Source organism: Paenibacillus sonchi (genome assembly GCF_016772475.1).
Lineage (GTDB): Bacteria > Bacillota > Bacilli > Paenibacillales > Paenibacillaceae > Paenibacillus_AQ > Paenibacillus_AQ sonchi.
This window is the reverse complement of sequence record NZ_CP068595.1, coordinates 1877872-1891595: the sequence shown is the minus strand read 5'-3', so window position 1 is coordinate 1891595 and position 13724 is coordinate 1877872. Positions and strand designations below refer to the sequence as shown.

Genomic DNA, 13724 nt, shown 5'->3' with positions numbered 1-13724 from the left:
GTTTGTGAGCTTAGCTTCCTGAATTCAGTTCTTTCAGAACTTGCTCTGACAGCATGTGCATAGTTTTATTGTACACTAACTTATATTAGACAAAGCGCCTTAAAAATCCTTTAATATCCGGTCTTTCAGCGTTTGGACGATGTCCTGCTCCACCATATGAATCGGACGGTTGGCATCCAGAACCACGATCCGCTGCGGATCAGACTCAACGACCTGCCGGTAACCCTCCCTGACCTTCTGGTGGAAGGCCATGCTCTCCAAATCCAGCCGGTTGACCTCCCGGTCCTGATTCGCTGCAATCCGCGAGAGTCCCACTTCCGGGTCCACATCGAGATAAAAGGTCAAGTCCGGCATACGACCGCCGGTGGCGAACTGGTTGATGCTTCTTACTTCCTCAATTCCGAGTCCTCTGGCATAGCCCTGGTAGACCAGGCTGCTGTCAACAAAGCGGTCACATAACACGGTAAGCCCTTCCTTGAGCGCAGGCTCGACCACTTCCGCCAAATGCTGGCTCCGGGATGCCGCATACAGCAGTGCTTCTGTCCGCGCATCCATTGCCGTGTGGGCCGGGTCCAGAATAATCGAGCGGATTTTCTCAGCAATTTCGATACCGCCAGGTTCACGGGTAATCAGGTAGGGCATGGAATGATTCTGCAGATAGGCAGCCACTCTACCGAGTACTGTTGTTTTTCCGGAGCCATCGCCTCCCTCCAGAGTAATAAAAAATCCTTCACGTGCCACTTATGCGTCTCCGCCCTTCTTATTGTTGTAGACTTGAATGTGCTGTAAGGCTGGATCTGCACAAGCTTGAAACTTGGCTCCGCCCTGCCTGAGGCTAATCAGCCGGTTGCAGATGTCTTCGCTTATCCACTCCCCCGGATATAAAAGTGGAATTCCCGGTGGATAAGGTATTACCATTTCGGCTGCCGTTCTACCTGCACTATATTCAAGCGGGACTCTTTCGGTTTCCACAGGATTTACCGGTTTCATTGAAAATAACACAGGTGTTGAAATTAAATCATTCGTAAAATTGTTCCACGTGGAATATTTAGCGGAAGCTTGAACATGAACTTCTGCTGGTTCATTGTGCAGGCATTCCGTTGAGGCCCCCTGTTTGGCTGTACCCGTCTCCCCGGCGATCTCCCGCAGCGCAGCCAGCAGCCGCTGCGTATCTTCCGCCTTCGACCCGAGGCTGAAGGCCAGCACCATGTGCCGGTCGTCACTCATCTCCGGCACTATGCCCTTCTCTTCGAGCCTGCGCTGCAGCTCGAAGCCTCCCAGGACCCCCGCAGCGTCATAAATGACCGCCTTGAAGGGGTCCTGGGTGCTGTACGCCGCCATGCCCTGCGGCGGCGTACTTGCGGCGGCGGCTGCGCCAGCGCCGCCGCAGGCTCCCTGCAGCGGCGCTGCCGGCTGCAGCAGCCCGTAGCGCGGCAGCGTGGCGAGGCCGCGCCGCAGCACATCCACGGCGGCAAGCCCCGCCGTGAAGGCACCGGCGCCCTGGCTGTGCACCAGCCGCCGGGCCAGATCGAGCGAAGCCATCACGGGGTAGGATGGGCTGGAGCTCTGCACCATGGCGAGCCGCTGCCGGAGCAGCGCGCGGTCGAGCCATGGCCCTTGCGCATGCAGCATGGCGCCCATCGTCAGCGCCGGCAACATCTTATGCGTGGACTGCACTACGCCGTCCGCGCCGCACATCAGCGCCCCCGCAGGCAGCGCAGGGTGCTGGCCATAATGCGCCCCATGCGCTTCATCCACCAGCAGCGGAACACCGCTGGTGTGGCAGGCCCGCGCGAGGGGCGCAAGGTCGCTTCCCATGCCATAGTAATTCGGCATGGTCACCAGGACGGCTGCGGCCTCAGGGTAGGCTGCAAGGGCAGCCTGAACCGCTTCCGCCGCCGGAGCGACTGCCAGGCCGCTTAGCGGATCAATCTGCGGCTCTATAAAAACAGCCCGCACCCCAGCCAGCATCAATCCATGGATAACGGACTTATGCACATTCCGCTGAAGAATAAGGGTCATCCCCGGCTCCGGGCATACCGTAAGGATCAATGCCAAATTGCCGGCAGTACTGCCCCCAACGAGAAAAAAGCTCTCCTCGGCCCCGAAACAATCCGCTGCAAGCTCCTGCGCTTCCCGGATGACCCCTTCCGGATGATGGAGATCGTCCGTACCGGTAATCTCCGTCACATCATACCTCATTACCTCATTTAAGAAGCCGGCCGTTTCTGATCCACGGTAGGCTTCGCCGTTCTTATGTCCGGGTACATGGTAAGAGATATTCCCCTTAACTCTATATTGTTCCAGCATTTCATATACAGGTGCCCTTCCAGGCAGAATCTTGTCCATCTTTTCTTCCTTCCCTGGGGGTTATCTTCTATTTTAACGCAATTATGCCCATACGCCTATATTTCAGCCAAAAAGCTTAACTACATAACAAAACAGCTCCTCCCGCCCAACCGCAGGTGAAGCCGTTATATTGGTTAATTCTAATTCATTCAGTACTAATCCGTCTATCAGCCAATTCTGCACCCTTCAGTTAAGCTTGCCGGGTACTTCATTCAGGCATTCTTTTGCAAATCGATCTTCTTCATCCGGCCCACAAAAAAGCGGTATTTGGCGTCTTCAGCCTCCGTACGCACCATTTCAGCTTCACAATCCTCACAAATGAAATGCGAGACAATCACAATTCCTTCCTCTTTCATCTGCCCGCAGATGATGCAGGCTTGCTCGGTTTGCTGTTCCATTACCATCCCACCTTGACTCTTTTAAGAACAGTATGATACACTTTCTATCATTTTAAACCTTTTCATAGATTTTTCCCATCCTTCACAGCCAAAATATATATATTCAGCCCCCGCCCTAAGGGTGCTTAAGCCTCCGGCTGGTTTAACAAAATGCCTTCATCCGCCGATATTAGTAACATAAGGACTTGTGAGGAGGTCAGGGCTTTCTTATGGAAGCAAACAACAAAGGTTCAGCTACATTCTACCATTACAAACTAATCAAAAAAATCAATATCACCACCGCCTGGCTGCGTGTCTATATGGCGCTACCCGTAATCTGTGTTGTGGCTGAAACCATTTTTCTGTCTTGGTGGAGCATCCTATATATGATCATTGCGGCTCCCGTCATTCTCTGGATCCAATATGTGATTTCACGTTCGGTTCTTCTGATTTCCGGCCATCCTATTGCTAAACGGTGGAAAATGTCATTTCGCCTCCCATGGCTCGGATATATGTCCGATCAATACATCAACTACGGTATTTTCCGTAAAATACAACTCCATAACCTTTGGATCGGCCTTTCCATTACTGCGTTCTTTATTGTATGGGCCCCTCCCGCATTTACTGTATCTATGGCGGTTTGCCATCTCTGGGTGCTTCTGCCCCGATTAGTTACACTGTTCCGGCTGAAAAGCGAACAAAAAGACGGGATGTTAAAATTCACGCCCACGGATGCCTCTTACTATGCACAATAACAATTCCCGCTTATACATATGGTATAGTCCTGGCTCCTACAGCAAAAAAACGCCATCCAGCTCAAGGATGGCGTTTTTTTATTTAGTTTTCAGCCCTTTGACTGAGGCCTTCTTTTCCTTAGGTATCATAACTATAAAGTAACCGTTATGCACAGTTAAGTGCACAATCAGTCCATCCTTCTGAAAAACCCGGGAATTTGTCGAATCTTCGTCCTTCTGCTCTTCCCATCCCCAGGCTTCGATAGCCTCTAAGTAAGGCTCCGGTACGCCATCCTTTTCTTTGAGCTCAGGCATAGAATATCGGACATAGTCCATAGCAACGTTAGTAGTTGTGTGTTCTGTAGAATTAGCTTCCTTTGGTACCGGAAAGCTTTTCTCATTAAGGGCACCCTCAAAAGCATCCCAAGCAGGCTCTTTAGTTCCGCAGCCAACCAGCATTACACCAACTATACAAACAATAAATATAATCCATAAAGGTCGGGTTCGCTTCATACCTCAAATCCTCCTTACCTCTACCGTGCATCTAAAGACACAAAAAATTTCAACATCAGAAATTTATCAGTAGTTCATTCGTATTAAGGATGTGCTTAATATTTGCACTTTACTATTATACTTGAGACACTAAGGCCGTCGGTAACAAAAATGTCATTCGATTGAAAGCGTTTTACTACTTATTCTTTCTATCCTTCTTTGCTTAAATACAATCCAAGAACAAAGATTACATTAATGTATTTAACCGGAAAATATAGAAATTTTCCTAAAAAACAAAAAAGCCACTGTCGATTGCTCAACAATGGCTTCATGTGCTTGGCGGCGTCCTACTCTCCCAGGACCCTTCGGTCCAAGTACCATCGGCGCTGGAGGGCTTAACGGTCGTGTTCGGGATGGGTACGCGTGGAACCCCTCCGCTATCGCCACCAAACGGGCATTTACAGCGTAAATGCTTCAGGAATTTGATTCCTGAAAACTGAATCCGAAACGAAAATTGCATTTTAGTTTATTGGATAAGCCCTCGACCGATTAGTATTGGTCAGCTCCACACGTTGCCGTGCTTCCACCTCCAACCTATCTACCTCGTCGTCTTCAAGGGGTCTTACATACTGGGAAATCTCATCTTGAGGGGGGCTTCACGCTTAGATGCTTTCAGCGCTTATCCCGTCCGTACGTAGCTACCCAGCCATGCTCCTGGCGGAACAACTGGTGCACCAGCGGTACGTCCATCCCGGTCCTCTCGTACTAAGGACAGCTCCTCTCAAATTTCCTACGCCCACGACAGATAGGGACCGAACTGTCTCACGACGTTCTGAACCCAGCTCGCGTACCGCTTTAATGGGCGAACAGCCCAACCCTTGGGACCTACTTCAGCCCCAGGATGCGATGAGCCGACATCGAGGTGCCAAACCTCCCCGTCGATGTGGACTCTTGGGGGAGATAAGCCTGTTATCCCCAGGGTAGCTTTTATCCGTTGAGCGATGGCCCTTCCATGCGGTACCACCGGATCACTAAGTCCGACTTTCGTCCCTGCTCGACTTGTAGGTCTCGCAGTCAAGCTCCCTTCTGCCTTTGCACTCTTCGAATGATTTCCAACCATTCTGAGGGAACCTTTGAACGCCTCCGTTACTCTTTAGGAGGCGACCGCCCCAGTCAAACTGCCCGCCTGACACGGTCCCCGTACCCGCTCAGGGTACCAGGTTAGAACCTAGATACGATCAGGGTGGTATCCCAACGGCGCCTCCACCGAAGCTTGCGCTCCGGCTTCTACGGCTCCCACCTATCCTGTACAGATCGTACCCAAATTCAATATCAAGCTGCAGTAAAGCTCCATGGGGTCTTTCCGTCTTGTCGCGGGTAACCTGCATCTTCACAGGTATTAAAATTTCACCGGATCTCTCGTTGAGACAGCGCCCAAGTCGTTACGCCATTCGTGCGGGTCAGAATTTACCTGACAAGGAATTTCGCTACCTTAGGACCGTTATAGTTACGGCCGCCGTTTACTGGGGCTTCGGTTCACAGCTTCGGAGTTGCCTCCTAACCGCTCCCCTTAACCTTCCAGCACCGGGCAGGCGTCAGCCCGTATACTTCGCCTTGCGGCTTCGCACAGACCTGTGTTTTTGCTAAACAGTCGCTTGGGCCTTTTCACTGCGGCCCCCTCGGGCTATTCACCCTACCGAGGCACCCCTTCTCCCGAAGTTACGGGGTCATTTTGCCGAGTTCCTTAACGAGAGTTCTTCCGCGCGCCTTAGAATTCTCTTCTCGCCTACCTGTGTCGGTTTGCGGTACGGGCACCTTCTCCTGGCTAGAGGCTTTTCTTGGCAGTGTGAGATCATGACCTTCGCTACTGTAATTTTCGCTCCCCATCACAGCCCAGCCTTTCGGTGTGCGGATTTGCCTACACACCAGCCTCACTGCTTGGACGGACATCCATCAGTCCGCGTCACTACCCTCCTGCGTCACCCCATCGCTCATAGCGGATTACGGTGGTACAGTAATTTCAAACTGTTGTCCTTCGACTACGCCTGTCGGCCTCGCCTTAGGTCCCGACTTACCCTGAGCGGACGAGCCTTCCTCAGGAAACCTTGGGCTTTCGGCGGATCAGATTCTCACTGATCTTTTCGTTACTCATACCGGCATTCTCACTTGTATGCAGTCCAGCGCTCCTTCCGGTACACCTTCAATCCACATACAACGCTCCCCTACCCCTGATGCAAAGCATCAAGCCATAGCTTCGGTGGTGTGTTTAGCCCCGTTACATTTTCGGCGCAGAGTCACTCGACCAGTGAGCTATTACGCACTCTTTCAATGGTGGCTGCTTCTAAGCCAACATCCTGGTTGTCTGTGCAACTCCACATCCTTTCCCACTTAACACACACTTGGGGACCTTAGCTGATGGTCTGGGCTGTTTCCCTTTTGACAATGGATCTTAGCACTCACTGTCTGACTCCCGGCAAGAAGTCCATGGCATTCGGAGTTTGACTGAGCTTGGTAACCCTTGCGGGCCCCGCACCCAATCAGTGCTCTACCTCCACGACTCCATTCACCGAGGCTAGCCCTAAAGCTATTTCGGGGAGAACCAGCTATCTCCGAGTTCGATTGGAATTTCTCCGCTACCCCCACCTCATCCCCGCACTTTTCAACGTACGTGGGTTCGGGCCTCCAGTGCGTGTTACCGCACCTTCACCCTGGACAGGGGTAGATCACACGGTTTCGGGTCTACGTCCACATACTTAGTCGCCCTATTCAGACTCGCTTTCGCTGCGGCTCCGGCTTCTCACCTTAACCTTGCATGTTAAACGTAACTCGCCGGTTCATTCTACAAAAGGCACGCCATCATCCATATAGAGGACTCTGACTTTTTGTAAGCACACGGTTTCAGGTTCTATTTCACTCCCCTTCCGGGGTGCTTTTCACCTTTCCCTCACGGTACTGTTTCACTATCGGTCGCCAGGTAGTATTTAGCCTTAGCAGATGGTCCTGCCGGATTCATACGGGGTTTCACGTGCCCCGCACTACTCGGGATCCGTCTCGGAGGGAACAGGGTTTAGGCTACAGGGCTTTTACCTCTATCGCGGGCCTTTCCAGACCTCTTCGCCTACCATATTCCTTTGTAACTCCATGTGAGACGTCCCACAACCCCAAGGAGCAAGCTCCCTGGTTTAGGCTGTTCCGCGTTCGCTCGCCGCTACTGACGGAATCACTATTGTTTTCTCTTCCTCAGGGTACTTAGATGTTTCAGTTCCCCTGGTCTGCCTCTTCACACCCTATGAATTCAGATGTGAGTGACTGCGAATTACCACAGCCGGGTTTCCCCATTCGGACACCCCCGGATCAAAGCTTGCTTACAGCTCCCCGAGGCAGTTTCGTTGTTCGCCACGTCCTTCGTCGGCTCCTGGCGCCTAGGCATCCTCCGTGTGCTCTTATTAGCTTAACCACGATTTTCTCCGTAGGAGAAATATCGAACATTGAATGAATTCAAAGCTCTTTACTTCCGTCAGGAAAATATCGGTCACTAATAACTATTTCAACTTGTTCACACAAGTTTCAGCTAAAAGATGTTCTAAAACGCATTTTCGTTTCGGTATCCAGTTTTCAAGGATCAAGTGTTTCCGGATTTAACTCCGGAAGAAGATCATATCATGTTTCCAAGCAGCTTGGCTACAAGCAAGTTCTGGAAACCAATATGCCCTTTGAGAGCTTAAACTCTCAAAACTGAGCAACGAGTGAGCAACAGGCCTAAACCTGAGTTTTGGAAGCAAAGCTTCCGATTTGAATGTTCTCATTGCAGAGAACGATTCTCCATAGAAAGGAGGTGATCCAGCCGCACCTTCCGATACGGCTACCTTGTTACGACTTCACCCCAATCATCTACCCCACCTTCGGCGGCTGGCCCCCTTGCGGGTTACCCCACCGACTTCGGGTGTTGTAAACTCTCGTGGTGTGACGGGCGGTGTGTACAAGACCCGGGAACGTATTCACCGCGGCATGCTGATCCGCGATTACTAGCAATTCCGACTTCATGCAGGCGAGTTGCAGCCTGCAATCCGAACTGAGACCGGCTTTGCTGGGATTGGCTCCACCTCGCGGCTTCGCTTCCCGTTGTACCGGCCATTGTAGTACGTGTGTAGCCCAGGTCATAAGGGGCATGATGATTTGACGTCATCCCCACCTTCCTCCGGTTTGTCACCGGCAGTCACTCTAGAGTGCCCAGCTCTACCTGCTGGCAACTAAAGTCAAGGGTTGCGCTCGTTGCGGGACTTAACCCAACATCTCACGACACGAGCTGACGACAACCATGCACCACCTGTCTCAACTTTCCCCGAAGGGCACCTAATGCATCTCTGCTTCGTTAGTTGGATGTCAAGACCTGGTAAGGTTCTTCGCGTTGCTTCGAATTAAACCACATACTCCACTGCTTGTGCGGGTCCCCGTCAATTCCTTTGAGTTTCAGTCTTGCGACCGTACTCCCCAGGCGGAGTGCTTACTGTGTTAACTTCGGCACCAAGGGTATCGAAACCCCTAACACCTAGCACTCATCGTTTACGGCGTGGACTACCAGGGTATCTAATCCTGTTTGCTCCCCACGCTTTCGCGCCTCAGCGTCAGTTACAGCCCAGAAAGTCGCCTTCGCCACTGGTGTTCCTCCACATCTCTACGCATTTCACCGCTACACGTGGAATTCCACTTTCCTCTTCTGTACTCAAGCTGCCCAGTTTCCAGTGCGACCCCAGGTTGAGCCCAAGGTTTAAACACCAGACTTAAGCAGCCGCCTGCGCGCGCTTTACGCCCAATAATTCCGGACAACGCTTGCCCCCTACGTATTACCGCGGCTGCTGGCACGTAGTTAGCCGGGGCTTTCTTCTCAGGTACCGTCACTCCGGCAGCAGTTACTCTACCGGACGTTCTTCCCTGGCAACAGAGCTTTACGATCCGAAAACCTTCATCACTCACGCGGCGTTGCTCCGTCAGGCTTTCGCCCATTGCGGAAGATTCCCTACTGCTGCCTCCCGTAGGAGTCTGGGCCGTGTCTCAGTCCCAGTGTGGCCGTTCACCCTCTCAGGTCGGCTACGCATCGTCGCCTTGGTAGGCCGTTACCCCACCAACTAGCTAATGCGCCGCAGGCCCATCCTCTAACAGCAGATTGCTCCGCCTTTCATCCCAAACCCAGGAGGGTCAAGGAATTATCCGGTATTAGCTACCGTTTCCGGTAGTTATCCCAGTCTAGAGGGTAGGTTGCCTACGTGTTACTCACCCGTCCGCCGCTAAGCTTACCCCGAAGGATAAACTCCGCTCGACTTGCATGTATTAGGCACGCCGCCAGCGTTCGTCCTGAGCCAGGATCAAACTCTCCAATAAGGTTTTTTCGAGCGGCCACTTCCCTGAATTGCTTCAAGAAAATAACCATCCGAAATGTTATTAAAAGAGCGATAGCTCATTTTGAAACATCTGACGAGAATTTGCATTCTCTCGATGAAATTTCTAAAGCGTGAGACACGCTGTGAAACTCATCTATTTTGGATCTCACTTGCGTGAAATCCCACTCACTCGTTGTTCAGTTTTCAAAGATCAAACTCGTTGTCGATGATGATTATCTCGTCACCAGCAACTCTTATAATATATCACGTTCGGCCGATTAATGCAAGCTCTTTTTTTAATTTCTTTTCGAGCTCGGCATTTAACTTTCATGGCCGGAATAAGAATATACCATGTATGAGGATTCGTTGCAAGCATTTTTTTAAAAGAAAAAAGCTATTCCCTCTACACTGCTTTAAACAAAGCAGCTAAGCATGGAACAGCCTTAAAACCCTATATAAAGGTTATACCCTACATAGTATTAAGCAATGATCTCCTGAATATACAACTCCCGCTCCAGCATTAAATTAACGATCATCCCTTCTACCTTAACCATTGGCCGGGTAGGATTGCTGCGGTCAGTAAATATAATTTCACCATGGCGGCCATCGCTAAGGCGTATTCTTGTACCGTTATAGAAATCGGTTGTTTTTTGAATGAATGTTTGAACAATAACCGGATCCAGCTTCCCGAAGCTCTCAGCCTGCAACTGCTCCAACACCAGGTATGGCGACTGTGCCTTTCTGTAAGCCTTCTCCAGTGTCATGGCATGAAATATATCAGCTACGGCCACAATCTTGGCATAGAAATGGATCTGGCTGCCTTCCAGCCGGAGGGGATACCCTGAACCGTCGATCTTCTCATGATGCTGCAATGCGGCTAGCCGGACGCCTTCATTGATAGCTGTAACATTGCGCAGCAGCTGATATCCGTAAGTGGTATGCCTGCGCACTTCTTCTATCTCATCAGCAGTCAGCGGTGTTGGCTTCTGCAGCAGTGACGAATCAACCTTAACGTTCCCTATATCATGCAGCAAGCCTGCAAATGCAGTCTGCATCCAATCCTTCTGCGGATACCCGCACCACTGGGCGATTTTGTAAGAGGTTAATGCAGAGAGCACGGCGTTGTGATAATTGTAATCCTGGTCAAAAAGAACACGCGGTGCAAACTTCAGAATATGATAGTCCTTCAAATGACTGATCAGTGCTTCCAACTGGCTTCGTAATTCAAGTATAGGCAATTGGGCAGCGGCAGCAGCAGCATAGCTTTTTTTAATAAGAGCCAACATCTTCTCATATTCATCGTGAAGCGGAGAATTGCTTTTGGCAAGCTGAGACTCATTGATTAATGCCCCTGGCTTGGAGGCTGCTTGCTTGGTGACTGCCTTGGCTGTCTCAGGAGCTTTGTTCTCTTCCTGTGCGCCTTCAATCTCTATGTGCTGGATCAAAAAAGCCTGCAGGATCTCAATATCCCGCGGCAGTATAATTTTTCCCTTGGTAAATAAAACGCCTCCCAAAGGTGTGACCACATCTTTAACAATCTTTGACCCCGGCTTAACTTCCCCTACGGAGATGCTCGGCATAAAATCAGCCCCTCTGTTTCTGAAACACTTGTGCCCAGTAATATAACTCTCTAATTATAGTATGGATAACCGCAGGCGACTAGATGGAGCAGGGATTTTCCTTAAATTAAATTGCAAAATATGTTCAATTCAATTGCAGGTACGCAAAAAGAGCATGAGTTTCTGCAATAGAAACCCATGCTCTTGATATTCATTTTACTCCAGATGATCCTCTTCGCCATCAGAGACTGTCTCAGACTGGATTTCTTCCCCAGCTTCCTCAACAACTCCGCCTGCCACTCCCTCGCCAGCCTCTTGCTCGGAGAATTCCTCCTCTTCACTCTTATCGGCTCTGCAGAGCGTAGCTACAGCATCATCTTCACGGATGTTAATCAGCTTAACCCCTTGAGCATAACGTCCCATGGTAGAAATACCATCCATACTAGTACGGATCAGGGTGCCGCTCGTTGTAATGATCATGAGGTCCTCGTCTTTTTTGACAACCTTCAGCCCGACTACAGGACCGTTCTTGTCGGTAAGGTTAATGGTCTTGATCCCTTTGCCGCCACGGGTCTGAGAACGATAGTCCAGGGCAGGGGTACGCTTGCCGTAACCCTTGGAGGTTACAATTAGTACCTCCAGCTCCTTGTCTACACAATCCATCCCAATAACATGGTCATTGGCATCAAGTGTAATACCTTTAACGCCGGTTGCACTGCGCCCCATAGAACGGACATCATTCTCTGAGAACGTAATCGACATCCCGCGTGCAGTACCGATAATCAGGTTTTGCTCACCATCCGTCAGCTTAACCTCGATTAGAGAGTCTTCCTCACGGAGATTGATCGCAATCAATCCGCCTTTGCGGATATTGTTGTAATCCTCCAGAGGTGTCTTCTTGACGATCCCTTCACGGGTCGCAAAGAAGAGGTATTTATCGCTGTCGGCATCTTCCACCTGGATTACAGCACTAATCTTCTCACCTTGTTCAATCTGAATCAGGTTGATGATTGGTGTCCCCCGCGCAGTCCGTCCAAGCTCCGGAATCTCATAAGCCTTGATCCGGTATACCTTGCCCTTATCGGTAAAGAACATCAGGTAATTGTGGGAGTTGCTCACAAAGAGATGTTCCACGAAGTCCTGGTCTTTGGTATCCATCCCCATAACGCCGCGGCCTCCGCGCTTCTGGCTGCGATAGGTGCTGACCGGCAGACGCTTAATGTATCCGGTATGCGTAATAGTGATGACAACCTCTTCACGCGGAATCAAATCCTCATCAAGGATGCTTTCTTCCCCAATCGTGATTTCTGTACGGCGGTCATCAGAATACCTGTCACGGATCTCCTGGAGCTCGTTGCTGATAATCTCCAGTACCAGATGCTCATTAGCCAGAATCTCACGGTACTCAGCAATCTTAGCCAACAGCTCATTATATTCGTTCTCGATTTTTTCACGTTCCAAGCCGGTCAGACGCTGCATCCGCATATCCAGGATGGCTTGTGCCTGCTCTACGCTGAGGCTGAATGTGCTCATCAAGCCATCCCGCGCAATATCAGTTGTACGGGAAGCGCGGATCAAGGCAATAACCTCATCCAAATGATCCAGTGCGATACGCAATCCTTCCAGAATATGCGCCCGTGCCTCAGCTTTTTTGAGATCGAAAATCGTCCGGCGCCGGATAACTTCAATCTGATGCTGCAAGTAATGGTACAGTACATCCCGGAGATTAAGAATCTTCGGTTCGTTATTAACGATAGCAAGCATGTTGATACCAAATGTAGACTGCATCGAGGTATGCTTGTAAAGATTATTCAGCACTACATTCGGGTTTACATCACGTCTCATCTCAACAACTACACGCATACCATTGCGGTCCGATTCATCCCGAAGATCTGTAATGCCTTCAATCCGTTTCTCCCGCACTAATTCGGCGATCTTCTCAACCAATCTGGCTTTGTTGACCTGGTAGGGCAGCTCACTTACAATGATCCGCGCTTTCCCGTTATTTTCTTCGATATCCGCTTTGGCCCGCATAGTTACCGATCCGCGGCCAGTACGGTAGGCTTGACGGATGCCCTCACGGCCTAAAATGTAACCAGCCGTCGGAAAATCCGGGCCTTGAATATATTCCATGAGTTCCATAGGTGTAATGTCAGGATTCTTGATCATCGCCTGTACACCGTCAATAACCTCCCCAGATTATGAGGAGGAATATTGGTAGCCATACCTACAGCGATACCAGATACCCCGTTAACAAGCAGGTTCGGATAGCGGGCAGGCAATACTACGGGCTCATTCTCTTCACCATCATAGTTGGGTGCGAAATCAACCGTCTCTTTGTTCAGATCGCGTAGCATTTCTCCGGCAATTTTGGAAAGCCGGGCTTCGGTGTACCGCATGGCTGCAGCCATGTCGCCGTCAATAGAACCAAAGTTCCCGTGCCCATCGACGAGCATATACCGCATTGAGAAATCCTGCGCCATCCGGACCATCGTTTCATAAACAGCAGAGTCCCCGTGAGGATGATACTTACCGATAACCTCACCGACGATTCTTGCTGATTTCTTATGAGGTTTATCGGCAAACATTCCAAGTTCCGACATCGCAAACAAAATGCGTCGGTGGACAGGCTTAAGTCCGTCCCGCACATCCGGCAAAGCCCGGCTTACAATGATGCTCATCGCGTAATCCATAAAGGATTCGCGCATTTCCTCACCAATGTCCCGATCTTTGACTTGCGGGTTATTTTGTTCAGCCATGAGTTGCTGGACCTCCTTCAGTTAAAAACCGCTACCCTTAATTATATTACTTTCACAAAAGCAGCACAATTAAACA

At 50.5% G+C, this 13724-nt stretch carries 6 protein-coding genes, 3 rRNA genes and 1 pseudogene; 1 reads left to right on the top strand and 9 read right to left on the bottom strand.

From position 1 onward, the window contains the following. Window positions 1–99: 99 nt before the first annotated feature. From tmk to JI735_RS08715, 3 genes are all read right to left on the bottom strand, one after another. On the bottom strand, window positions 100–741 hold the full coding sequence (gene tmk / locus JI735_RS08725) for a dTMP kinase (protein WP_039833491.1): 642 nt from the start codon (window positions 739–741) through the stop codon (window positions 100–102). Further along, the gene (locus JI735_RS08720; protein WP_202677317.1) at window positions 742–2349 is read right to left on the bottom strand and encodes an aminotransferase class I/II-fold pyridoxal phosphate-dependent enzyme; all 1608 of its coding nucleotides are present in this window, start codon (window positions 2347–2349) and stop codon (window positions 742–744) included. A 212-nt stretch (window positions 2350–2561) separates the two neighbouring features. Next, window positions 2562–2747: a sigma factor G inhibitor Gin gene (locus JI735_RS08715; RefSeq protein ID WP_020427902.1), complete on the bottom strand. Its 186-nt coding sequence runs from the start codon at window positions 2745–2747 to the stop codon at window positions 2562–2564. Between the two features lie 209 nt (window positions 2748–2956). On the opposite strand from JI735_RS08715, the gene JI735_RS08710 reads away from it, so the two are divergent. Continuing rightward, window positions 2957–3481: a hypothetical protein gene (locus tag JI735_RS08710; RefSeq protein WP_039832964.1), complete on the top strand. Its 525-nt coding sequence runs from the start codon at window positions 2957–2959 to the stop codon at window positions 3479–3481. A 78-nt stretch (window positions 3482–3559) separates the two neighbouring features. Here JI735_RS08710 and JI735_RS08705 read toward each other — a convergent pair whose 3' ends face one another. The 6 genes and pseudogenes from JI735_RS08705 to gyrA all read right to left on the bottom strand — a co-directional run bounded on the left by JI735_RS08705 (window position 3560) and on the right by gyrA (window position 13648). Continuing rightward, entirely contained in the window at window positions 3560–3973 is a 414-nt protein-coding gene (locus tag JI735_RS08705; RefSeq protein ID WP_039832965.1) for a hypothetical protein, read from the bottom strand. Window positions 3974–4286: 313 nt separating this feature from the next. After that, a 5S ribosomal RNA gene (rrf, locus tag JI735_RS08700) occupies window positions 4287–4403 on the bottom strand. 78 nt (window positions 4404–4481) lie between these two features. After that, window positions 4482–7409, bottom strand: a 23S ribosomal RNA gene (locus JI735_RS08695). Between the two features lie 371 nt (window positions 7410–7780). Then, window positions 7781–9331 (bottom strand): 16S ribosomal RNA (locus JI735_RS08690). The 16S, 23S and 5S rRNA genes sit together here, the layout of an rRNA operon. Window positions 9332–9809: 478 nt before the next feature. Further along, window positions 9810–10910, bottom strand: coding sequence for an HD-GYP domain-containing protein (locus tag JI735_RS08685; RefSeq protein ID WP_039833118.1), 1101 nt, complete (start codon window positions 10908–10910; stop codon window positions 9810–9812). Window positions 10911–11105: 195 nt separating this feature from the next. Next, window positions 11106–13648, bottom strand: a pseudogene (gene gyrA, locus JI735_RS08680) (DNA gyrase subunit A). Between the last annotated feature and the right edge of the window lie 76 nt (window positions 13649–13724).

Coding starts and splice junctions, on each gene's coding strand:
- JI735_RS08720 (WP_202677317.1), bottom strand. CDS start 2,349: ATGGACAAGATTCTGCCTGGAAGGGCACCTGTATATGAAATGCTGGAA.
- JI735_RS08715 (WP_020427902.1), bottom strand. CDS start 2,747: ATGGAACAGCAAACCGAGCAAGCCTGCATCATCTGCGGGCAGATGAAA.
- JI735_RS08710 (WP_039832964.1), top strand. CDS start 2,957: ATGGAAGCAAACAACAAAGGTTCAGCTACATTCTACCATTACAAACTA.
- JI735_RS08705 (WP_039832965.1), bottom strand. CDS start 3,973: ATGAAGCGAACCCGACCTTTATGGATTATATTTATTGTTTGTATAGTT.
- JI735_RS08685 (WP_039833118.1), bottom strand. CDS start 10,910: ATGCCGAGCATCTCCGTAGGGGAAGTTAAGCCGGGGTCAAAGATTGTT.